The organism is Endoryza foliicola, assembly GCF_050589245.1.
Taxonomy (GTDB): Bacteria; Bacteroidota; Bacteroidia; order Chitinophagales; family Chitinophagaceae; genus Endoryza; species Endoryza foliicola.
This window is the reverse complement of sequence record NZ_JBOBEW010000005.1, coordinates 73,611-94,923: the sequence shown is the minus strand read 5'-3', so window position 1 is coordinate 94,923 and position 21,313 is coordinate 73,611. Positions and strand designations below refer to the sequence as shown.

Here is a 21,313-nt window from a genome sequence, read left to right as displayed (position 1 = left end):
TTATTTGATTCCGAAGGCTGCTTTCACCTTGCTCACATAATCGAGCTTCTCCCAAGTGAACAATTCAACAGTTACCTTCTTCTCATTGTCTTTTCCTTTGTTGAATACTTTGGTTACGGTTTTAGGTTCGCGTCCCATGTGTCCGTAAGCAGCTGTTTCACTATAAATAGGATTACGCAATTTCAAACGTTGTTCAATAGCGTAAGGACGCATATCAAACACTTTCTCAACAATACGAGCGATTTCACCATCGGTTAGGTTAACTTTTGCTGTACCGTTTGTATTGATGTACAAACCGCAAGGTTTTGCCACACCAATAGCATAAGAGATTTGAACCAATACTTCGTCGCAAACACCGGCAGCAACCAAGTTCTTTGCAATATGGCGTGTAGCATATGCAGCTGAGCGGTCTACCTTAGAGGGGTCTTTACCACTGAAAGCGCCACCACCATGTGCACCTTTACCACCGTAGGTATCAACAATGATCTTACGACCTGTTAAACCGGTATCACCGTGTGGTCCACCAATTACAAACTTACCGGTTGGGTTGATATGATAAGTGATTTTATCGTTGAACAACTTCTGCAAAGAAGGTTTCAATTGCTTTTTAACGCGAGGAATGATCACGTTGATGATGTCCTTGCGAATTTGATCCAACATTTTCTTATCGGTATCGAAATCGTCGTGTTGAGTAGATACAACGATGGTATCAATACGGATCGGTTGGTTTTGGTCATTGTACTCAATCGTTACCTGGCTCTTCGCATCGGGACGGAGGTATTTCAACTCTTTTCCTGCACGACGGGTTTTAGATAATTCTTGAAGAATTTTATGAGCGAGGTCAAGCGCCAATGGCATATAGTTATCCGTTTCCTTTGTGGCATAACCAAACATCATACCTTGGTCACCGGCACCTTGAGCGTTTGCTTTAGCTTCGAAATCTAATTTTTTCACCGAACGGTCAACACCACGGTTGATGTCGGCACTTTGTTCGTGAATAGCACTGAGAATACCGCAAGAGTTAGCCTCAAACATGTACTCAGATTTGGTATATCCAATATTGCGAATTACTTCACGAGCAATATCCTGAACATCTAAATACGATTTAGACTTCACTTCACCAGCCAATACAACTTGACCGGTAGTTACCAGGGTTTCACAAGCTACTTTTGATTGGGGGTCATAAGCCAGGAAATTGTCAATAAGGGCGTCTGAAATTTGATCAGCCACTTTATCCGGATGGCCTTCAGAAACACTCTCAGAAGTAAATAAATAAGGCATTGTTTAGATTTTATAAATTAAATGGGATAGTAATTGAAGTGCAAAGATAATAGGAATCTGCAAATCTTAAATTTTTGTGTAGATAATGCGAAGTTTTGCCTTTTTGGTGGCATCCGCATTGTTTCCTCCGTAGAGAACAACTCTACCCGCCGCTATCGGGTTATTGATTTGTAGCCCTGTTTTCGATGCCGGAGGATAAGGCGTAACTACACTTGTTCCACTAACTTGACTTGCATTGGTTCTCCAAGGTGCGCTCAAACGCAAGGTGTAATCGCTCTCCTTACGTGTTACTACACTTTGAACATAACGTGCCAAGTTGAAACGGTATACGCCATTGCTTACTTTACCTCCAACTAATGTGGCAAAATCATTGGCATAATTAAAATCGTAAGGAATGGTAATGATTCTTTTATTAGCAGTGTCAGAAGCATCTAAGAATAACTGCCCCGGTGGGGTATACAAAGCATCTTGAGTGGTAGGTACTACATTAAAACTCAATTCAGCTCGGTGGATGATCGCATTTGGAAGTCCTTTCAAGCCTGGGATTCTGATGGTAGCCATCGTTCCGGGACTTGCGGCAATAAATAATTTGTCATCGGCTGGTAACCCATTGGTTAGATAAGTATTGGCTTCCGGTGCCAAAGTTCTCCTAATGGTATTCGAATTGGCGAAATTGATTGCAGAAAAACCAAACGATGCTACAAGGGTGTCCGTTATTGCTGATCCATTCTGAACACGGTAATAAAACAAAAGACGTGTATTATCCCCGGCCAAATTGAAATAAGCCAATCCTGTTCTCTTTGTAGAAGCACCTTCGTTCACTCGAACGGCTAAGCCTTTGAAGTAGGTGCGAAATAGGCTATCGCTTTTATAAGCATTTGCGGTATCGTAACCTATGAAACGATTGGCCAATGTTTTATCCAACTGAATGCGTAATTGATTCGTGGTTTTAACGGTATCTCTTTTACGCTTATCGAATACACTGTCATTTAATGTTGTAAAATTCACCAGCTTGCTTCCCAACAAACCCGGCTCTACAAACACGTCTGCAGTATCGGTTCTGTAACCATAAATATTGTTGTAAAACAAAGCATCACGATCCATTTCATAAACCTCAAATTGTTCTACGGCATTGGTATCTCCGTAAACACCTGAATAAGATAAAGCCAATACCACGGAATCAATGATCAGCGTACTGTCCTTTTTAGGGAATGGGTGCGTACCCCAGCCTTCAGGTGCCGGCGTAAAGTAAATTTGCCCTTTTGTTTTACCAAACGAAAGGTCATCGTCAATCACCCCTAAAGCATGCAATTCTGCGCGCAAAATACGGGCAGAGTCATCCAAGAACTGATTGTCAGTAATTACATCAAGAACCGTATCAAAGGTGTGAACATTATCAACAGCAGGAATGAGATCACCACCGATTTCAGTAGTGTCGATTTTCTTACATGAGAAATACGTAAACAATAAACCGATTAAAACGATGGAAGATGCCTTTACTTTTGACTTCACGAGTTGGGCTGATTAAAATGAATACTAATGTTCAAAACTACTTTACAAGGTCGGAATACAATTGTAAATAGTCTGTTAAATCGCTTTCGGGGTTGAAATTCAAGATCTTTTTCCCTTTCACTTTTCCGAACTCTTCAACCAACTTTTTGTCGGTTTTTTCAGCTCCGAATGTGATAGCGTCTGCATAAGAAGCGCCGCCTTTCATCATTCCCAAATTGTTTGAATCTTTGAATGGCTCCAGATCTTTGTCTTTGATCACGGGATTAATTTTAGCCAATTTCAGGAATGAAGCTCCTAACTTTTCTTTAAAGCTGTTGGCTCCAATAGTATAGATTACCTTGCTGTGAGCAAATACGGGTTCTTTTTTATACGCCGACTTAAGGTAGAATGGAATCAAACCTGTCATCCATCCGCTGCAGTGGATAATGTCGGGCGGCCATCCAAATTTTTTAACGGTTTCAAGTGCTCCTTTACAAAAGAAAATTGTTCTCAGGCCATTGTCGTCGAACCACTTTTCTTCGTCATCATGAAATATATGTTTTCTTTTGAATAGGTCTTCATTATCTAAAAAGTATACTTGAAGGCGTGCATTAGGCAGGGAAGCTACTTTGATCTGAAGTGGGAAATCATCGTTTTCAACCGATACATTAATACCCGATAAACGAACCACTTCATGTAAACGATGACGTCTTTCATTGATCACCCCGAAGCGTGGCATAATACAGCGCACTTCGTAACCACTATCATTCGATTTAATTGCCAACTTGTTTACGATCTCCGAAAATTCTGTCAACTCCAAATAAGGGGACATTTCGTTAGCAATAAATAAAATTCTTTTCTTTGTCTGCATTATTTTTCAGATTGGTGAATGGGCCCTACTTTCACGCCTCGGAAACTCCAAAAGGCCTGCAAAGTTAAGGTTTTTTTACCTGATTTAGCCTGAGCTACTCATCAGAAGCCCCAAATACAAAAAAAATGATCATTTTCAAGCATCAAAAAGACCTGTCCAATTTCCTGCAAAAGCAAGTAAATCAAGGTGCTACCATAGGCTTTGTGCCCACCATGGGGGCGCTTCATGCTGGTCATGCATCGCTGATTTCAGAAAGCAAAAAACATTGTAAATTAACGGTTTGCAGCATTTTCGTGAACCCTACTCAGTTTAACGATACTGCCGATTTTGCTAAGTATCCTAAAACAATAGAAAGCGATATCGCTCTCCTCGAATCGCTTCAAACGGAAGTTTTGTACTTACCGGAAGTTAGTGACCTCTACCCTTCCGGAACACAGCAACTCGAGCATTACGATCTGGGGAAAGTGGCAGATGTGCTAGAAGGACCTTCCCGCCCCGGACACTTCCAGGGAGTATGCCAGGTAGTGAACCGCCTTCTGATGGCCGTTCAACCCCACCAATTATTTATGGGGCAAAAAGACTTTCAACAATGCAGAGTTGTAGCCCGTCTTCTTGAACTCACCAATAGTTCCGTGAAACTAGTGACCTGTCCTACGCTTCGAGAACCTTCAGGGCTTGCCATGAGTTCTAGAAACATGCGCTTATCAGAAGTTGCAAAACAAAAAGCCGCAGCCATTTATCAAGCCCTAAACTATATAAATTCCTCGTTAAAGCCGGGACCGATTCAAACATTGACAGAAGAAGCGTGTTCTATTCTAGAAAAGGCCGGATTTAAAATTGATTATTTGAAAGTCTGCAACTATTACGATTTATCAGAAACCGATCAATGGAACGGAACAGATGTTTTAGTTATCTTGATTGCTGCATACATCGATGATGTTCGACTTATCGACAATATGATCGTTTCATCTCGCTAATCTATACTTTTGCCATTCGAAATTCATAACATGACCATAGAAATACTTAAGTCGAAAGTTCACCGTGCCGTAATTACGGAAGCTAATCTTCACTATGTAGGAAGTTTGACCCTTGATGAAGATTTAATGGAAGCAGCCAATATGATTGAATTTGAAAAAATTCAGGTCGTAAATGTAAACAATGGAAGTAGGATTGAAACCTATTTGATCAAAGGTAAAAGAGGATCCGGAGTTTGTTGCTTGAATGGACCTGCCGCCCGACAAGGAGCCGTTGGAGATACTATTATTATTATCTCTTATGCTTCTATGGATTTCGAACAAGCAAAAACATTTAAGCCATTCATCGTATTCCCTAAAGAAGGCAATAAATTGTAATCGGTTTTGTTTAGATTGTGTAACATTCTAAAAAGGACCAATGAAAAAACGTTTGCTAAATATCTTGCAATACTTGTTATTCTTGGGATTTGGCGTTTTTCTGATATGGTGGTCGCTTCGCAAACTCACTAACGATGATTGGAATGACATCAAACTGGCTTTTGGAAATGCACGCTATTTAATCATTCTTCCTGTTACACTGTCTTTGCTTGCCAGTCATTGGAGCAGAGCTGCTCGTTGGAACCTGCTCATTGAACCCTTGGGCTATTCACCCGGGATCAAGAATACCTATATGGCTGTTCTTATTGGATACCTCGCAAATTTGGCCATACCTCGCCTTGGCGAAGTTCTTAAGTGCACCATATTGTCTAAGTACGAAAAAGTTCCGGCTGATAAACTCTTGGGTACTATTGTAGCTGAGCGCGCTTTTGATGCGGTATGCCTTGTTCTTGTTTTTGTTTTTACGTTTCTAATTCAAGCTAAAACGATCGGGAACCACTTAAAAGTTAAATTGAGCGAAGTAAACAGCCATTTGAGTTGGAACAGTTTGCTTTTTTACCTCGTCGCAATCGTTGGCATGGTTCTTTTACTTCGATTTCTATTGAATAAATGGACCCATGTTCCTGTAATATTAAAGATAAAAGGACTCTTAACGGGAATATTGAATGGCCTAACCAGTATCCGATACGTGAAGCGGAAGGGCTTGTTTATTTTCCATACGGTGTTTATTTGGGCTATGTATCTATTGAGTGTTCAGTTAGGGCTGTGGGCACTGGAAGAAACCGACCATTATGGGCTGAACGCTTCCCTTTCGATTCTTTCCACCGGCTCCATTGCCATGATATTTACCCCAAGTGGGTTGGGCGCCTACCCTTTGTTCGTTCAAGAAACCATGCAACTTTACGGTCTTCGTCCGAGCTTAGGCATTGCCTTTGGTTGGCTGATGTGGACCGTCCAGTTTTTCATAATTTTGTTTGCTGGTTTTGTATCCCTAATGTTGCTGCCGCAACTCAACAAAAAAAAGCATGAGAAACACACAACACATACAACATAAGATTCAGCCTTTAGAACAAGCTATCAGAACTGTTTCTCAATGGAGAGTACTCAATAAGAAAATCGCCTTTACAAATGGTTGTTTCGACATTCTTCACAGAGGACATATATTCTCACTCGGTCAAGCCGCCCACGAAGCTGAATTTCTGATTGTTGGGGTAAATTCAGATGCTTCCACCAAACGCTTGAAAGGGCCGGAACGCCCCATCAATGATGAACAGTCGAGGGCCCTGGTATTGGCCTCTCTTGTTATGGTAGATTTAGTAGTGATTTTTGAAGAAGACACACCATTAAATCTCATTACCAGCTTGAAACCCGATGTATTGGTGAAAGGGGGTGATTATACTATTGACCAAATAGTAGGCGCAAAAGAAGTAATGGAGAATGGAGGAAAGGTCATTATTAACCCCATCGTTGAGGGCTTTTCTACTACCGGGATTATTGGTAAAATTCAGCACAAGTCTTAGCCAATTCCGTACATCTTTTCAACTTCTTTCACAATCTCTTCTATAACCTTGTCGTCTCCTTGAGCATCATAAGGCTGCTTCAAACTACTATTGAAGAAAAAAGCAACTGTTTGCCAAAAATGTGCAGAGAAATTCCCTTTGTATTCTGCAATCAAATCGTAGCAGTTGTTTCCTGTTTGACGGTTGATCAGCTTCATTAAAACCTTACCTTGATAAATGGAAAGCTGTGTTAGTGGATCGGAAAATTCCTTTTTCAGTTCCTTTTCACGGGTTTTAATGTATTCTTTACGTTTGTTCTTATCGGTGATTTTGGCCAAATGCGCATTAATATCGTTGATGATCATGCCTGCTTTTCTTGCGTATGGATAGGTTACATAAACAGCATTGCGCAAACGGGTCCATTCTTTCCTCTTTTCCCACAATCGTTTTGGATAGGGTGCTGTTATCCAAATCCAGGGCATCACTTGAGACGGGACAATTTCGCTGTTTTGATAAACTTCGGCAGCTACAGGGATCGTGTCGTTAGGGCCCAATTCAGGAAGTGGAATTCTCTTGAGAACAGAATCTGGAATAGTTTGGCCCTGTGCCGTGTTTAAACAGCACCAAGCGATAAGCACTAAAAGGAACCTGTATAGTAAACCCGCCAAACGCATCAGTAAGAAAATTACGATTTATTCTCCAAGATGTATACGGTTTACAACAGAAAAGTAACCGCCCTGAATGCTAAGGTTTTGTGAAACAACGGGATAGGTCTGAAAAAACATCGGTTCTTGGAATAATTCAATTAATAATTAACAATTAATAATTAATAATGAAACAGCCGCGAAGCAGGAACGAGGAAATACAGAGAAGGAAGAAGGGGAAGAACAGGGGGGAATACAGGAACGAGGAAAAGAGGAAGCGAGGAAACGAGGAAAGCAGCCAATTCGTGAATGTGAAGATTTGTGAATGTGGGAATGAAATACAGGGTGACTGCCAGCGCTGCGAAATCGCTGCGACGCTGCGGTGAAGAAAAAAGAAGGAGGAAAAACAGAGAAAGAACAGGAGGAAGAACAAGGGGGAATACAGGAACGAGGAAAAGAGGAAGCGAGGAAACGAGGAAACGAGGAAAGCAGCCAATTCGTGAATGTGAAGATTTGTGAATGTGGGAATGAAATACAGGGTGACTGCCAGCGCTGCGTAATCGCTGCGAGCTTGTCCTGAGCGGGCCGAAGGCCCAGTCGAAGGACGCTGCGACGCTGCGGTAAAGAAAAAAGAAGGAGGAAAGACAGAGAAAGAACAGAGGGGAATCAATAATTAAACTAATTAATAATTAAGTGAATTAATAATTGAAATCAAGCGATAAATCGACGGTGGTTCTTAGATGTATCACCCAACTTATTAACCTGTATTCTAAAATCTCGCCTTCACAGCGTGCTCCAATTATTAATTCTTAATTGCCATCACGCGATAAATCGCGTGGCTAAAGGTACTTCCAAAAACAAAACCACCGCGATAAATCGACGGTGGTCCTTAGGTGTATCACCCAACTTTTTATTTGATCATCCCAGAAGCGTAATTACAGGACGCATTAATCAAAAAATCTCGCATTCTCTTTCTGCCCCAATTATTAATTATTAATTGTTAATTATTAATTAATCTCATTCTCCTTCTCACCGTCATCACAAACCCTACAATCATGATCACAATTCCCAACCATACAAAATTGATCAATGGGAACTTCAACACCTTCAATGCAATGAAGGGGGTTAAGTTGGAAGACTCTTTCACTCCAATGTCAAAATGGGTTAAATCGGTTGGACGCTTAAATTGAATCGCCAATCCTTGAGAAATTACTGTATCAGGAACGTATTCGATACTGTTGTTGTTGAACGTGAGGTAAGGATAAGCCGTGAGTTTTTTGCTTGAATTAAACGGAACAACGGTTAGCTTAGCTACAATGGCAGTGTCTTTTTCGGTAAACTCCACTCTATTGTTTTCCAATCGGAAACCAACAGTATCTAAAATCATGAACCCTGAAGAATAATAAAGCGTGTCTTTATATTTAACCGTCTCCACTCTGAATTGAGCCGTATCTTCCCCTTCTTTGGTTTTATTCGCATAGTTCACATAACTGAAAATGTCGTGTGTGAGGTAATGCTTCGAGTCAGGATTGTTAGAGTATCCTTCTTGACCTTTTGAGTTCTTGATCAAATCAGGATATAACGTGAACTTCTCTCCAGACTTTTTATTTTCCATCGCAATATGGAAGAACATGTATTTGCCTCCCATAGTAGTAGAGTCTTTTTCATAAGTAGCCCAATGGCTGCCCATATCCGTTTTGATTCCTTGGAACATGGTTAGGTTCTCCTCTCCTTTCTCTTTCGTTTCACCGCCAAAATTCAAGGGGTTCAAGTGGTTGATAGACAATACTTCTTTCTTAGCCGACGAAATCAATACTCCCACTAAAAACATTCCAAATCCAATATGAGCTACAGATGCGCCGGCAGCTTTCATCTTACCCTTCAACCCAACCCATATGTAGGCAGCATTGGCAATTACAGCATAAATAGAAGCCCATAAAGCCAAATGAATGGCAATCAGGAATCCAATACCATATTTATCGTAGTTAATGGCGCCAAATACAGAACTAGCCGTGCTGATTGCAACCGTAAGAACCGTTGGCCATAACAATGATTTTAGCGTGGCCCCTTTATCGGTTTGCTTGTATTTCATGAACTGAGTGATGGCAGTTAACAGCCCAATTATAACAGCAACAAATACTTGAATTCTATTGTATGGGAATTCCTTATCTTCTCCAATATTCCAATTGGTTCCAAATACTTTATTGAAAATCGGGAATGAAGTAGGAACAATTACGGCCAAGGCTGAAAGAAATAACACCAAAGCTCCAATAAACATCCAGAATTCGCGCGACCAAGAGTTTTCCTCCTTGGCAATATGTGGTATTTTCTTGTACCGCATGAAGAATAAGACGAAGGAAGGAATTAGAAAAACGAATACCAACAATCGCAACTGCCAGTTCATTCCTAAATTGGTAAACGCGTGAACAGAAGTATCTTGAAGATCGCCACTTCTTGTTAAATAAGTAGAATAAAGTACCAATACAAAACTCAGGATATAAAACAAATAAGTAGCTCTCAATGAATGACCAGTTGAATTGTATACCACATGGGTATGCAATCCGGCCACTAAAATCAACCAAGGTACCAGAGAAGCATTTTCAACCGGATCCCATGCCCAATAGCCTCCAAAGTTCAAACTCTCATAAGCCCATTTGGCTCCCATCATAATTCCTAAACCTAAAATACCGGCTGAGAAACTCACCCAAGGCAATGCGTCTTTGCTCCAACCACCATAGTCTTTTTTCCAAAGTCCGGCGATCGCATATGCAAAAGGAACCAAGGTAGAAGCAAAGCCCAGGAATAAGATAGGCGGGTGAATTACCATCCAGTAATTCTGCAGCAATTGGTTCAAGCCATTTCCATCTTGAAATCGAGGTAGTGTTAAATAATCGGCTCTTTGAAAAACAGGCAAATCACCGAAATTATCTCTCGTTAGCAAGAAAGGATTGCTTCCAATTTTTACATCAAAAATATAAATACCGATGATCGTACTGGCTAAAATGAACTGTGCAAAAGAAACCACACTTAATACTGGTGCTTCCCATTTCTTAGACGTTTTCATCAGAATCAATCCGAGCACTGCATGCCAAAACATCCATAATAGGAAACTACCCTCCTGTCCTTCCCAAATACTGCTTAAAAGGTATTTCGGGTCGAGTGACTTATCGGAGTGATTCCAAACATAATAGTATTCGAAGTAGTGCTTGGAAATAAGTGTGTAGATAATAACGAAGATGGAAAAAATAGACACCGCATCTATGATGAAAAAGACCCTGCCCAGTTTTCTCCAGCTCTTGCTATCTTCTAAATGTTCGGTTTGGGCGGCTTTCCCGTATGCAAAACAAGCCATTCCGGCGGCAACAAACGAAAGTATTAAAAAGAAAAAGCCGAGTTGACCCGGCAAAAGATGTTCTCCAATATAATTCATAGCAGCACTTAGTTTTGAGTGAGATTATTACTAGCCGCTTTTGGATCGTCCTTGTATTTAGAAGGACATTTAATAAGGATTCCGTCCTTTGAAGTGATGTCGAACACATCTCCTTTCATTTTACCTTTCAACACGATGCGTTCGCTCTTCTCCATATCCATGGGTTTTTCAAAATGGTAAACCACTTTGGCCGCATTTCCGAGCGAATCTTTCACATAAATGGTGGTAGTATTAGGATCCTTAAGCGGATTATAAATGATAGCAGGTTTGTAATTGGTGTCTAGTTTGGCAATCACCGTAACGGTTTTGCCTTCTTTCAATTTGGCAGTTGCCAGGGTTTCGTAGGTGCTCAAATCGCCCATGAAACTCAATAAGATAGTGATAACTGCGGCAATCGCTACAAGCAAAACAAGATGCAACTTCTTCATAATTAACCAAATTGGGTACAAATTTAAGTAGAAAAGAGGCAGATTACGGTGACCTGAGTCCTTTATTCGTTAAAAAAGCAATAAACATTCCACAAATGGCAATTTTGAACAATTTTTTGACCGTTTCACGTACTGCACTAACTTGCACCGCGTTTTCATATGCAGCTTGAATCATGACAGACCTCTCGCAATTTAACCCAAATAGTGCCAGTAACCCCAATAACAACATTTTCGGGTTGCCCTTCCAGGAGGACGAAGCACGACTCATTATCCTTCCCGTTCCTTGGGAAGTGACTGTAAGTTATACAGCTGGAACCGCTCGCGCTACCGATCACATCGTGAAGGCAGCCCTTCAAGTAGATTTGTTTGATGCCGATTGTCCGATCAGTTGGAAAGAAGGTTTCTTTATCAAAGGAATTGATAAGAAGATTTTGATGAAGAGCGATTACCTCAGAAAAGAAGCAGAACTCTACATCGATTATATTTCACAGGGAGAAGACGTGAACAAAAACCAGTTCATGTGCAAATCACTCAAAGAAATCAATGAGGGGAGTAAAATATTGAATAACTGGGTGTATGAGCATGCCGTTGAGATTTTAAAGAAAGGCAAATTGATGGCCTTGTTAGGAGGTGATCATAGCACTCCATTTGGCTATCTGAAGGCTTTGGGAGAAACAAAAGGTAGTTTTGGAATTCTACAAATTGACGCACATTGCGACCTTAGAAAATCTTATGAGGGCTTCCAGTACAGTCATGCAAGCATCATGTACAATGTACTAGAAGAAATTCCCCAAGTAGAAAAACTCGTTCAAATTGGCATTCGCGATTATTGCGAAGAAGAAGTGGCCTACATTCAATCACACACTGATCGAGTAATTACTTATTTTGACAAGAACTTGAAAGAGAGAGCCTACGAAGGGGATAGTTGGAAAGTAATTGCGGATGAAATTGTAGCTCAACTACCACAGCAAGTGTATATAAGTTTTGATATCGACGGCTTGGATCCAAAATTATGTCCGGCTACAGGCACTCCAGTTCCGGGAGGATTTGAAGCAGATCAAATCTTTTATTTGTTGAAGCGAATCATTCAGTCGAAGCGCACTATTATTGGATTCGACCTAACTGAAATTGGAGTAAGTGAAAACGAATGGGACGCGAATGTAGGTGCCAGAGTATTGTTCAAAATGTGTAATTTACTGGTCGCAAGTAACCACCTTGAAGCATGATCTATCCATTCGTAGTAGCCATCAAGAACAAGCAAACACTCGCTTATAATATTTTCGGCAATCTACTGAGTATCATAAGTATTGCATTCTTTATTCAACAAATAATTTCAAATCCCGATCACAATCTCCCATTCCTATTAGGAAGTATTGGCGTAGCAGTTGTGTTGGTTTGGAATTTCCTTGAATTGAGAAAAGGGCGCAAAGTTCATTATTCTCGAGCGCTGCTGATTGCCGCACTGGTATGGATGAAAATGCCTTTCATGAATTGGATCTTCTTTCTCTTCATTGCATTGGCTTTTGCAGAGTATCAAGCAAAGTACTCCATTGAAATAGGATTTTCAGACGAACATGTACTGATCAATAACCTCTTCAAGAAACGCCTTCCTTGGACCGAATTCAATAACATCATCCTAAAGGACGGTATCCTCACACTCGACTACAAGAACAATAAAGTTCATCAATTGGAGGTGGAGGACGACGAAGACGATGATGGTGACGAAGATGAATTTAACGACTACTGCACCCAACGTATCAAAGCTGCCCACGCATAGCTATTTCCTACCTATACTCCCGCCTTCACTATTAACTATTAATTACCAACTATTAATTCTTCTATGGATTATTCAAAATTCTGCATCTAATTGGTCTAACCAACACCTCGGCTCATGAATGGAATGGCACTACCGGTAAAACATCCTTCTTTCGAGCAATTGAGAAGACAGGGCAACCTTCTTCACCTACTAGCTGCAGTATTGCTTTCAACCCACGCCTTTATGGCAATAGAGGCGAGTTGGATCTATCGTGGCTCTTTGCTATTCATCGCTCTTGATATCTTATTGATTCTCTTTGTATTTAAGGGCATTATTTATCAAATTACTTCAATAAATATTGCCTTTCGAATTTTCGAAATTGGCTTCTTTGCCGGAATCTCACTCTATCAATTCTTCGAACCTTCTTATTTTTCGGCTTCTTTAAACCTTGTTCTCGCGGGTGCATTTGCTTATATCTTTTACTGCGAACGCACCATTCGTTTGGAAGAACAGGTTGGAATCCACCATACGGGCATAACCATTCCCGGACTACCACAGTCTAGTTTCTTGATTTGGGCTAAAATAAACCACCTCAAAGCCGACTATCATTCCATTGAAATTCATTGTGCTGACAAAAAAGTTCATCATTTCGAGCTTTCTGAGCAATTGGAATTCGAAGAACTGGATCAAATTCACGAATTTTGCCGCCATTACTTGGGGACCGAAATGCAGAATTCACTGTTGAGGTGCCCCTGATGAATTACACATGGCATTAGAAAACAGCCCCTTTGTACTATATAGCGACGGGAAAGGAAACATTTTCGAAGACACCAGCTTATTCGTAACCGGCAGAAGCGGTTGGGAAGCAGCCCCTATTGATCCCTCATTATTCATTGAACTTCCCGATGGAGGAAATTTGTATGAACTTCCCGGCAGAAGAGGGATAGGCATTGACGTTGAAACGGGAGAAATGCGCCTCTGTGAAAAAGGCTGGGCTGTTGCCGCTTTCATCCCCCCTGCGCATACAGGATTCTATTTGGCAGCTTTCGAAACATCTGAAGAAGCCCCCACACTTCCGCTTTTTTGTTATACCGCTGTGGGATGGTGGGACGACAAATTCTATGTTCCTGCCGTTCGAATTGAACAGGATATTCGCCAAGAATGTGCCGGATACGATTCCGAAGTAATTGCCGATGGAACTGAAAATTTACTTCAAGCATACTCGCATAACAGATTGATTAAGCACCTAATGGAAAATTGTTGCAGAACCTATCATTGCCCGGCTGCACGTAATTTTGCCATGGGTCGATGGGAATGTCCGGTACCTTCTTCTCCTGCTTGCAATGCCAACTGTATAGGATGTATTTCATTTCAACCACAGGAGGAGTCAATTGTATCTACTCAAGATCGACTCACTTTCAAACCAACTGCTGAAGAGATTGTAGAATTCACGGTGCCTCACTTGGAAACAGCGCCATACCCAATTATTTCTTTTGGCCAAGGTTGTGAAGGTGAACCACTTTTGATGTGGGAAACCATCAGAGAAGCTATCATAGAAATCAGAAAACATACTTCAAAAGGAAGCATCAATATCAACACCAATGGGTCGAAGCCCGATGCGGTACAGAAATTATGCGAAGTAGGGTTGAACAGCATTCGCGTTAGTTTAAACTCTGCTCAAAAGCATATCTACACCGCTTATTACAGACCCAATAACTACGAATTCGAAGACATCGTTGAAAGCTTACGAGTAGTGCGTAAGAATGGAGGGTGGGCCAGTATTAATTACTTTGTGTTCCCCGGTATGACCGATACCATGGAAGAATATGAAGCATTGAGAAAATTGATCCGCGATACAGATCTTAGCATGATTCAATGGAGAAATTTCAATATCGATCCCGATTGGTATTTGGGTAAAATAGGTGTAACGGAAACAGGCGATTTACTTGGAATCCATCAATTGATGGATTTGATTCGTGAAGAATTTCCGAATGTGAAGTTTGGATATTTCAATCCACCTATAGAGAGAATTAAAGGTAATTATACGGCCGATTTTGCTCATTATTAATATAAAGTAAAACTTATACTAGTTTAAAAATCAGCATGTCGCAACAATACAACCAACAAGAACTGCTCAAAGGAATCGTACTGGCTGTGCTAGCTACGATCATTTGGTCGGGGAATTTTGTTGTGGCAAGAGGGGTTATACATGAGATCCCACCGGTGAGCCTCGCTTTCTTTCGATGGACAACGGGTACCTTGATTTTGGCTCCCTTTGCACTTAAGCATAGTATCGAACAAAAAGAGCTCAACAAAGAACATTGGAAGTATTTATTGATCGTTTCGATCTTTGGAATCACAGTCTATAATACCCTTATTTATGTAGCAGGTCGTTACCTACCTGCCGTGAACTTAGCACTGATTGGTACCACATCTTCACCAATTATGTCGATCATTTTGGCCGGCATCTTCCTTAAAGAGAAGCTCACCAAACTCAGAGTGGTGGGAATTGTAATTTGCATCATCGGCATTCTTTACTTGCTTAGTAGAGGCAGTTGGGAACGACTCATGGGATTCCATTTCTCATTAGGGGATGCGTGGATCTTGGCTGCCGCATTTACGTTCGCTGTTTACAATGTAATGGTAAGAAAGAAGCCTGCTACTATTCACCCACTTAATTTTCTATTCATTACTTTTTTAATAGGGACGCTCCTTTTGGCTCCCGCCTTTGTTATTGAGCACCAGTATGCAGCACCCATTAAATGGAGTTGGTCTTTGGCGGGTGTAATTCTTTATCTAGGAGCCGGAAACTCTGTTTTATCCTTTTTATTTTGGAATGCCAGTATCAGTAAACTGGGAGCCGGACGAACTGCTTTGTTCGGGAACTTGATCCCCATTTTTAGCAGTATTGAGGCTGTTTTGTTTTTGGGAGAATCGATTCAGGCGGTGCACTGGATCAGTGGAATTTTAGTGATCGGTGGCCTGATTATCGCTAATATTCGCAAACCCTAAGAATTTAACATTTTACTGAATGCATTTTTGACCCATTTGCATCATTATTGTACTGATAATCACATCTGTTGAAAAGAAGGCTTCGTTTTCAAACCCTAGTAAGATTAAATTCGCATGCAGAATCAAGTACACATGTTAGACTCCGAATTTGAACGGTCAAAAAATGTAAAAGCAGGATCGTATACCATTGGTATTACGGTGTTCCTTTTGATGCTTTTCATTTTGTATAAATTCCCCATGGGCGGTTTTACGCAACCTGTTGTAGAAGAAGGATTGGAAGTTAATCTCGGAAGCAGCGATGCTGGTTTAGGTGATGACCAACCTCTTGAACCGGGTAGCCCGGCTCCTAACAATCAACAGTACACTCCTCCCACCCCAACCAATCAACCCGAGGAAGAAGTAAAAGATATCAGTACAGATGATAAAGACGCTGAAGCACCTGAAATAAAAAAGCCACCGGTGGTAAAACCCAAACCGGAAGCTACCAAGGTGCCTGAAAAGGAAGCAGTAAAAGCGAAACCTGTAAAGACCCCTGCGGCTCCTACACCTGCTCCCCCGGTTGTTCCCAAGCCCAAAGCGGTGTTTGGAGGAATCAATGGTAATGGAACAGGCGGCAATGAAGCCGACTCATACAAAAAAGGCGGAAGTGAAGGTATTGCAGGTGGTAGAGGTGATCAAGGCCGACCCGGAGGTGATCCCGATTCTAAAAACTATACGGGTGGTGGCAGAGGCAGCGGAGGTATCAGCATATCAAGGGGGCTTCAAGGTCGTGGCATTATCCGTGTACCGAGCTTTCAAGATGAATTCAATGAAAATGCGAAAGTAGCGGTTGATATTACGGTTGACGCATCGGGTAATGTAATCAATGTAAGTTTTCAACCCAAAGGATCTACCACATCAGATCCTTCTTATAAAAGCATCGCCCTCGCCAAAGCAAAACAAGTAAAATTTAATGCAGGTTCGCAAGAATCAACGGGAACTATTATCTTCAACTTCAAATTGAAGAATTAGCACCACATGATTTACGCGTACAAGGTTCCTATTTTGATGATCATTGCAGGTTTTGTATTTATTGGTCTAGGATTTTGGGCCAAAATACACCACCTCTCCTACGCCGATAAAAGCTTTGCCATCGGATTTTTTACCCAACTGCTGGGGGCATTCACCGCAGTGTTCATTTTCATCAAAAATATGAGAAAATAAACGGCTGTTTTTGTACGGAACCTCGCTCAAATTCATCCGCTCCATCTTCTAAAAGCCCTTTATAAAAACAACCTGTTTTCTTCTTACCTTACAACAAGAGATCTATATTGAAGATTCAATAAACGATGCTGTTGTATGAAGTTTGCAAATAAAGTAGCCATTGTAACAGGAGCCGGACAAGGTATCGGCCTCGCCATCTGCAAGAAATTAGCCCTAGAAGGCGCCCTTATCATCTTAAACGATGTGGACGAATCCCTCGCTCAAAAGGCAGCCTCTGAAATTGGACGGTCTTGCATAGCAGTACCCGGAGATTCAGGGGATCAAGCCGTCATTCAAAAAATGATTCAAGCTGCAGTCTCTAATTTTGGAAGACTTGACATTGCTATTGCCAACGCAGGCATTACTTTATTCGGCGATTTCTTCACCTACACTCCGGAAGCCTTTGCGAGAGTTATGGAAGTAAATCTTAGCGGCAGCTTTTTTCTTGCTCAAGCCGCTTCCATTCAAATGAAAAAACAAGGTTTGGGAGGAAGCTTGCTTTTTATGTCGTCCGTTACCGGACATCAAGCCCATAAAAATCTGGCTGCCTACGGTATGAGTAAAGCCGCGCTTGAAATGCTTGCTCGAAATTTAGTTGCAGAGCTGTCTGAATTCAAGATCAATGTAAACTGCGTGGCGCCGGGAGCTACCGCCACAGAAAGAACACTTTTAGATGCAAGCTACGCTTCTACTTGGGCCAAGATCACCCCTATGGGCAGCGCTGCCAGTGTTGAAGACATTGCCAACACAGCCCTCTTTCTTGTTTCTGATGAAGCAAAACATATTACCGGGCAGAGTTTGGTAGTAGACGGCGGTTGGACCTGTGTAAGCCCTTCACCTTACGAGTAGTATTCCACAATTCCTCATTTCTTATTTTCTATAAAGCATGTCTGAAACGCCCTCGAATCCCCAACTCGTACTTTCACACCCTTGCCAACTAGGAGAAGGTCCGGTTTGGGATGAAAATACACAAACCCTTTATTGGGTCGATATTCTAGCGGGAACCATTCATTCTTGGAACAGTGTCACTCACCAACACATGCATTGGGAAACAAAGGATTTGATTGGCGCAGTAGCAGTTTGTACAGATGGTCGATTATTGGCGGCACTGCAAAATGGCTTACTGATTTTCAACCAAGAGACCGGCGAAAAACAATGGCTCAGCGGACCGGAACCGAACCAACCCTCCAATCGATTCAACGATGGCAAATGCGATCCAAAAGGAAGATTTTGGATCGGCTCTATGTGTGTTCATGAAACTACTGGTGCCGGCAGTTTGTATCAATTTACCCTAGCGGGTGGACTTCAACAAAAGATACCCGGCATAACCATTTCAAACGGACTGGCCTGGAGTCTTGATCATCGAACCATGTATTTTATTGACACCCCTACATATGAAGTGTGGGCATTCGACTTCGATCTTGAAACCGGTTCTATTGGAAACAAAAGAGTGGTGATAACCATTCCACAATCAGAAGGCTACCCCGATGGAATGACGATCGATTCTGAAGGCATGCTATGGATCGCACATTGGGATGGTTGGCAAGTGGCTCGTTGGGATCCTAACACCGGAAACAAACTGCACAGCATCCATTTGCCCGTTGCAAGGGTGACCTCCTGTTGCTTTGGCGGGAGGGATTGGAACGATCTCTATATCACTACAGCCGGCACCGGGCTATCGGCGGAAGCGCATCAAGAACAACCACTAGCCGGTTGCCTTTTTGTTGTTAAGAATAGCGGGTACAAGGGTTTCGCATTTACACCTTTTCAAGTTTAAATCCGCCAACGATTCATTCCCTGATCGCATCTTTGAAAAATTCAATCGTACATGTAAGCTTCACTTTATCGGGGCTATTTTCCTAGCTTTGCCACTTCAATGAATTATACCGAAACGATAGAATACCTGTATAGCCGTCTCCCATTATTCAGTAGAATTGGAGCTGCAGCTTATAAGAAAGACTTGCACAATACCATCGCCCTTTGCGAAGCAATTGGAAACCCCCAAAACCGGTTTAAGTCAATTCATGTGGCAGGCACCAATGGGAAAGGATCCACCAGTCATATGCTGGCAGCAGTACTTCAAAAAGCAGGTTATAAAACAGGCTTGTATACTTCACCACATTTAAAAGACTTCAGAGAACGCATACGAATCAACGGCGAACCCATAGCAGAGAAAGCAGTGATCGACTTTGTAGAGAATATTAAGCCGCAATTCGACCTCATCGAACCTTCGTTTTTCGAAGCAACGGTAGCCTTAGCCTTTGAATATTTCGCTAATGAGCAGGTAGACATTGCCGTTATTGAAGTTGGGCTCGGAGGGCGGCTCGACAGTACCAATATCATTAATCCCGAAATATCTGTCATTACCAATATTGGCTGGGATCACATGAACCTATTAGGTAATACCTTGGAATCCATTGCATTTGAAAAAGCGGGCATCATTAAAGAAGACATTCCTGCAGTAGTTGGGGAAACCACGAAAGAAACCCTGAAAGTATTTACAGATCGCGCACTAACGGTGGGCGCAAAATTGATATTAGCTGAAGAACAACTCGATATCGTTTCCATTCAAGATGCAGGGGCCTATTCAAGAATCACCTTAAAAAGTTTGGCCACCAATAAAGAACTGGAATTTGAACTTGATTTGAAAGGACATTATCAGGCAAAAAACCTTCGGACGGTACTTACCGCCATTAATCTTTTGCGAATGAAAGGTTGGGAGGTTTCAGAAACAGCACTCAAAGAAGGGTTGCAACAAGCGGCTGCTTTAACAGGGCTGAGAGGTCGTTGGGAGCAGTTGAGTACAAACCCGCGTATCATTGCCGACGTGGCGCACAATGAGGACGGAATTAAACAAATATTGGAACAGCTAGCCGGTCTTCGCTTCAATAATCTTCACTGGATTATTGGAATGGTGAATGATAAAGATATTCAGAAAGTGCTTTCACTATTACCTAATTCCGCTAACTACTATTTCACACAAGCCCCCATTCCTAGAGCCTTGCCTTCAGAAGAATTGAAACAAAAAGCCGAACAGTATGATCTGGAAGGAAACCACTACCCCATTCTGAAAGACGCCATAAATGCTGCACGAGCATCGGCCGGAGCAGATGATCTGATCTTGATTTGCGGCAGCGTATTCTTGGTAGCTGCTGTTGAACTATGATACGGTAGAACCGGAGCAAGTAATCCTATTGCTCTTAATGCAAGGAAATTCCCAGATGCTGAAAAGCATAAAAAATAGTGGTAATGTGCATGCTCTGAATGATCTCCCCCTTTTGGAGAATTTCTTTTAGTTCATCGAGTTCAAGTAAATGAACTTCGATGTCTTCATTCTCGTCGAGTGATTGTTCTTTCTTTAGTTCTCCGCCTTTAGCGATGAACATGTGCATCCAGTTATTATTGGTGGAAGGATTGCAGCAGGTTTTTCCCAAATAAATGTATTCGTTGAAATGATAGCCGGTTTCTTCTTCCAATTCTCTTGCGATTGCCTCTTGCAAGTTTGTATCCGTAGCATCCACACAGCCGCCGGGTAATTCAAAAGAAGTTTCACCAATGGCATGTCTATATTGTCGCTCCAACACAATCTTACCTTCTTTGGTAAAGGCAAGTGCCGTTACCCATGTCGGAAACTCATATACGTAGTATGGAGTCACAATTTTTCCGTCAGGTCTTTCACAGGTATCTCTGCGAACAGTGAACCATTCATCCTTAAAAAGATAATCGGAAGAAACTGTTTTCCAATTCATGTTTTTTGAGCCATCCATTATTACCAACCTTTCTGTTCGCGGAGTGATGTAATATGAGCCACATGGTGTTTACCATGCCATGCGTACATTCCTAACAGATGCCAAAGAGACATTTGTTTTTGTGAAGCCGGATGGAAAACAGTACGCTCCCATTGTTCTTTGGTAAGTTCCAAAATGGTGGCGTGCCAACGCGTGTGCAAAGTATACAGCAGGGTAATTGAAATATTGATGGGAACCTTCTCGATATCGTTTAGCATCACCCATGCATTTTCATCGTAAGGCTTGATGGTAGGATTGTCTTCAGTTAAGCCCAAGCGAAAACGAATATAAGCGTTCATGTGACTATCAGCCACATGATGTACCAATTGACGAACTGTCCAACCACCGTCACGATAAGGTGTATTAAATTGGGCTTCGTCCAAATTTTCAATTGCATTTTCCAATAAACCGGGTAAAAACTGAATGTCTTGTAACCATTCTCTTTTTTGTTTATCAGAATAAGGTTGGGGTTCAAATTTCCCGATGGGATACCGAGGATCAGTCATATTAAAAGGGTTA

The 21,313-nt window shown here is 41.7% G+C and carries 22 protein-coding genes; 14 read left to right on the top strand and 8 right to left on the bottom strand.

Features of this window, described 5'->3' with window-relative positions:
• The 3 genes from metK to ACQ2HE_RS12685 all read right to left on the bottom strand — a co-directional run bounded on the left by metK (position 1) and on the right by ACQ2HE_RS12685 (position 3,643).
• Complete coding sequence (gene metK, locus ACQ2HE_RS12695; RefSeq protein ID WP_430896363.1) at positions 1–1,281, bottom strand: methionine adenosyltransferase; 1,281 nt, start codon at positions 1,279–1,281, stop codon at positions 1–3.
• A gap of 66 nt (positions 1,282–1,347) precedes the next feature.
• Positions 1,348–2,793: a DUF4270 family protein gene (locus ACQ2HE_RS12690; protein WP_430896365.1), complete on the bottom strand. Its 1,446-nt coding sequence runs from the start codon at positions 2,791–2,793 to the stop codon at positions 1,348–1,350.
• A gap of 37 nt (positions 2,794–2,830) precedes the next feature.
• Positions 2,831–3,643: a glycogen/starch synthase gene (locus tag ACQ2HE_RS12685; RefSeq protein ID WP_430896367.1), complete on the bottom strand. Its 813-nt coding sequence runs from the start codon at positions 3,641–3,643 to the stop codon at positions 2,831–2,833.
• Positions 3,644–3,768: 125 nt separating this feature from the next.
• On the opposite strand from ACQ2HE_RS12685, the gene panC reads away from it, so the two are divergent.
• Genes panC through rfaE2 form a run of 4 tightly spaced genes read left to right on the top strand, consistent with a single transcriptional unit; the run spans position 3,769 to position 6,515 of the window.
• Complete coding sequence (gene panC / locus ACQ2HE_RS12680) at positions 3,769–4,620, top strand: pantoate--beta-alanine ligase (protein WP_430896369.1); 852 nt, start codon at positions 3,769–3,771, stop codon at positions 4,618–4,620.
• Between the two features lie 30 nt (positions 4,621–4,650).
• On the top strand, positions 4,651–4,995 hold the full coding sequence (gene panD / locus ACQ2HE_RS12675) for an aspartate 1-decarboxylase (RefSeq protein WP_430896371.1): 345 nt from the start codon (positions 4,651–4,653) through the stop codon (positions 4,993–4,995).
• A gap of 40 nt (positions 4,996–5,035) precedes the next feature.
• Complete coding sequence (locus tag ACQ2HE_RS12670; RefSeq protein WP_430896373.1) at positions 5,036–6,049, top strand: lysylphosphatidylglycerol synthase transmembrane domain-containing protein; 1,014 nt, start codon at positions 5,036–5,038, stop codon at positions 6,047–6,049.
• Positions 6,021–6,515, top strand: a complete 495-nt coding sequence (gene rfaE2, locus ACQ2HE_RS12665; protein WP_430896375.1) for a D-glycero-beta-D-manno-heptose 1-phosphate adenylyltransferase — start codon at positions 6,021–6,023, stop codon at positions 6,513–6,515. The genes ACQ2HE_RS12670 and rfaE2 overlap by 29 nt, the downstream gene beginning before the upstream one ends.
• Here rfaE2 and ACQ2HE_RS12660 read toward each other — a convergent pair.
• From ACQ2HE_RS12660 to ACQ2HE_RS12650, 3 genes are all read right to left on the bottom strand, one after another.
• Positions 6,512–7,168, bottom strand: coding sequence for a DUF4294 domain-containing protein (locus tag ACQ2HE_RS12660; protein ID WP_430896377.1), 657 nt, complete (start codon positions 7,166–7,168; stop codon positions 6,512–6,514). The two genes, rfaE2 and ACQ2HE_RS12660, sit on opposite strands and share 4 nt — an antisense overlap.
• Positions 7,169–8,138: 970 nt before the next feature.
• Positions 8,139–10,568 carry a cytochrome c biogenesis protein CcsA gene (gene ccsA, locus ACQ2HE_RS12655; RefSeq protein WP_430896379.1) on the bottom strand — a complete coding sequence of 810 codons (2,430 nt, stop codon included), beginning with the start codon at positions 10,566–10,568 and terminating at the stop codon, positions 8,139–8,141.
• Positions 10,569–10,576: 8 nt separating this feature from the next.
• The gene (locus ACQ2HE_RS12650) at positions 10,577–10,996 is read right to left on the bottom strand and encodes a cytochrome c maturation protein CcmE (protein ID WP_430896381.1); all 420 of its coding nucleotides are present in this window, start codon (positions 10,994–10,996) and stop codon (positions 10,577–10,579) included.
• Positions 10,997–11,169: 173 nt separating this feature from the next.
• On the opposite strand from ACQ2HE_RS12650, the gene ACQ2HE_RS12645 reads away from it, so the two are divergent.
• From ACQ2HE_RS12645 to ACQ2HE_RS12600, 10 genes are all read left to right on the top strand, one after another.
• A complete protein-coding gene (locus ACQ2HE_RS12645; RefSeq protein ID WP_430896383.1) occupies positions 11,170–12,222 on the top strand; it encodes an agmatinase family protein in 1,053 nt (350 codons plus the stop codon).
• Positions 12,219–12,773, top strand: coding sequence for a hypothetical protein (locus ACQ2HE_RS12640; protein ID WP_430896385.1), 555 nt, complete (start codon positions 12,219–12,221; stop codon positions 12,771–12,773). Before ACQ2HE_RS12645 ends, ACQ2HE_RS12640 begins: the two co-directional genes overlap by 4 nt.
• Before the next feature lie 114 nt (positions 12,774–12,887).
• Complete coding sequence (locus ACQ2HE_RS12635) at positions 12,888–13,508, top strand: hypothetical protein (protein ID WP_430896387.1); 621 nt, start codon at positions 12,888–12,890, stop codon at positions 13,506–13,508.
• A gap of 10 nt (positions 13,509–13,518) precedes the next feature.
• Positions 13,519–14,820 (top strand): radical SAM family protein, encoded by a 1,302-nt coding sequence (locus ACQ2HE_RS12630; protein ID WP_430896390.1) that lies wholly within the window; start codon positions 13,519–13,521, stop codon positions 14,818–14,820.
• Positions 14,821–14,855: 35 nt separating this feature from the next.
• Entirely contained in the window at positions 14,856–15,764 is a 909-nt protein-coding gene (locus ACQ2HE_RS12625; RefSeq protein WP_430896392.1) for a DMT family transporter, read from the top strand.
• Between the two features lie 114 nt (positions 15,765–15,878).
• Positions 15,879–16,775: a hypothetical protein gene (locus ACQ2HE_RS12620; RefSeq protein WP_430896394.1), complete on the top strand. Its 897-nt coding sequence runs from the start codon at positions 15,879–15,881 to the stop codon at positions 16,773–16,775.
• A gap of 6 nt (positions 16,776–16,781) precedes the next feature.
• Entirely contained in the window at positions 16,782–16,967 is a 186-nt protein-coding gene (locus tag ACQ2HE_RS12615; protein ID WP_430896396.1) for a hypothetical protein, read from the top strand.
• 135 nt (positions 16,968–17,102) lie between these two features.
• On the top strand, positions 17,103–17,855 hold the full coding sequence (locus ACQ2HE_RS12610) for an SDR family NAD(P)-dependent oxidoreductase (RefSeq protein ID WP_430896398.1): 753 nt from the start codon (positions 17,103–17,105) through the stop codon (positions 17,853–17,855).
• Between the two features lie 37 nt (positions 17,856–17,892).
• Positions 17,893–18,783 carry an SMP-30/gluconolactonase/LRE family protein gene (locus ACQ2HE_RS12605; RefSeq protein ID WP_430896400.1) on the top strand — a complete coding sequence of 297 codons (891 nt, stop codon included), beginning with the start codon at positions 17,893–17,895 and terminating at the stop codon, positions 18,781–18,783.
• A gap of 99 nt (positions 18,784–18,882) precedes the next feature.
• On the top strand, positions 18,883–20,172 hold the full coding sequence (locus tag ACQ2HE_RS12600; RefSeq protein ID WP_430896402.1) for a bifunctional folylpolyglutamate synthase/dihydrofolate synthase: 1,290 nt from the start codon (positions 18,883–18,885) through the stop codon (positions 20,170–20,172).
• Between the two features lie 34 nt (positions 20,173–20,206).
• On the opposite strand, the gene ACQ2HE_RS12595 is transcribed toward ACQ2HE_RS12600, so the two are convergent.
• Positions 20,207–20,755 (bottom strand): NUDIX hydrolase, encoded by a 549-nt coding sequence (locus ACQ2HE_RS12595; protein ID WP_430896404.1) that lies wholly within the window; start codon positions 20,753–20,755, stop codon positions 20,207–20,209.
• A 20-nt stretch (positions 20,756–20,775) separates the two neighbouring features.
• Positions 20,776–21,300, bottom strand: a complete 525-nt coding sequence (locus ACQ2HE_RS12590) for a YfiT family bacillithiol transferase (RefSeq protein ID WP_430896406.1) — start codon at positions 21,298–21,300, stop codon at positions 20,776–20,778.
• Positions 21,301–21,313: the final 13 nt, after the last annotated feature.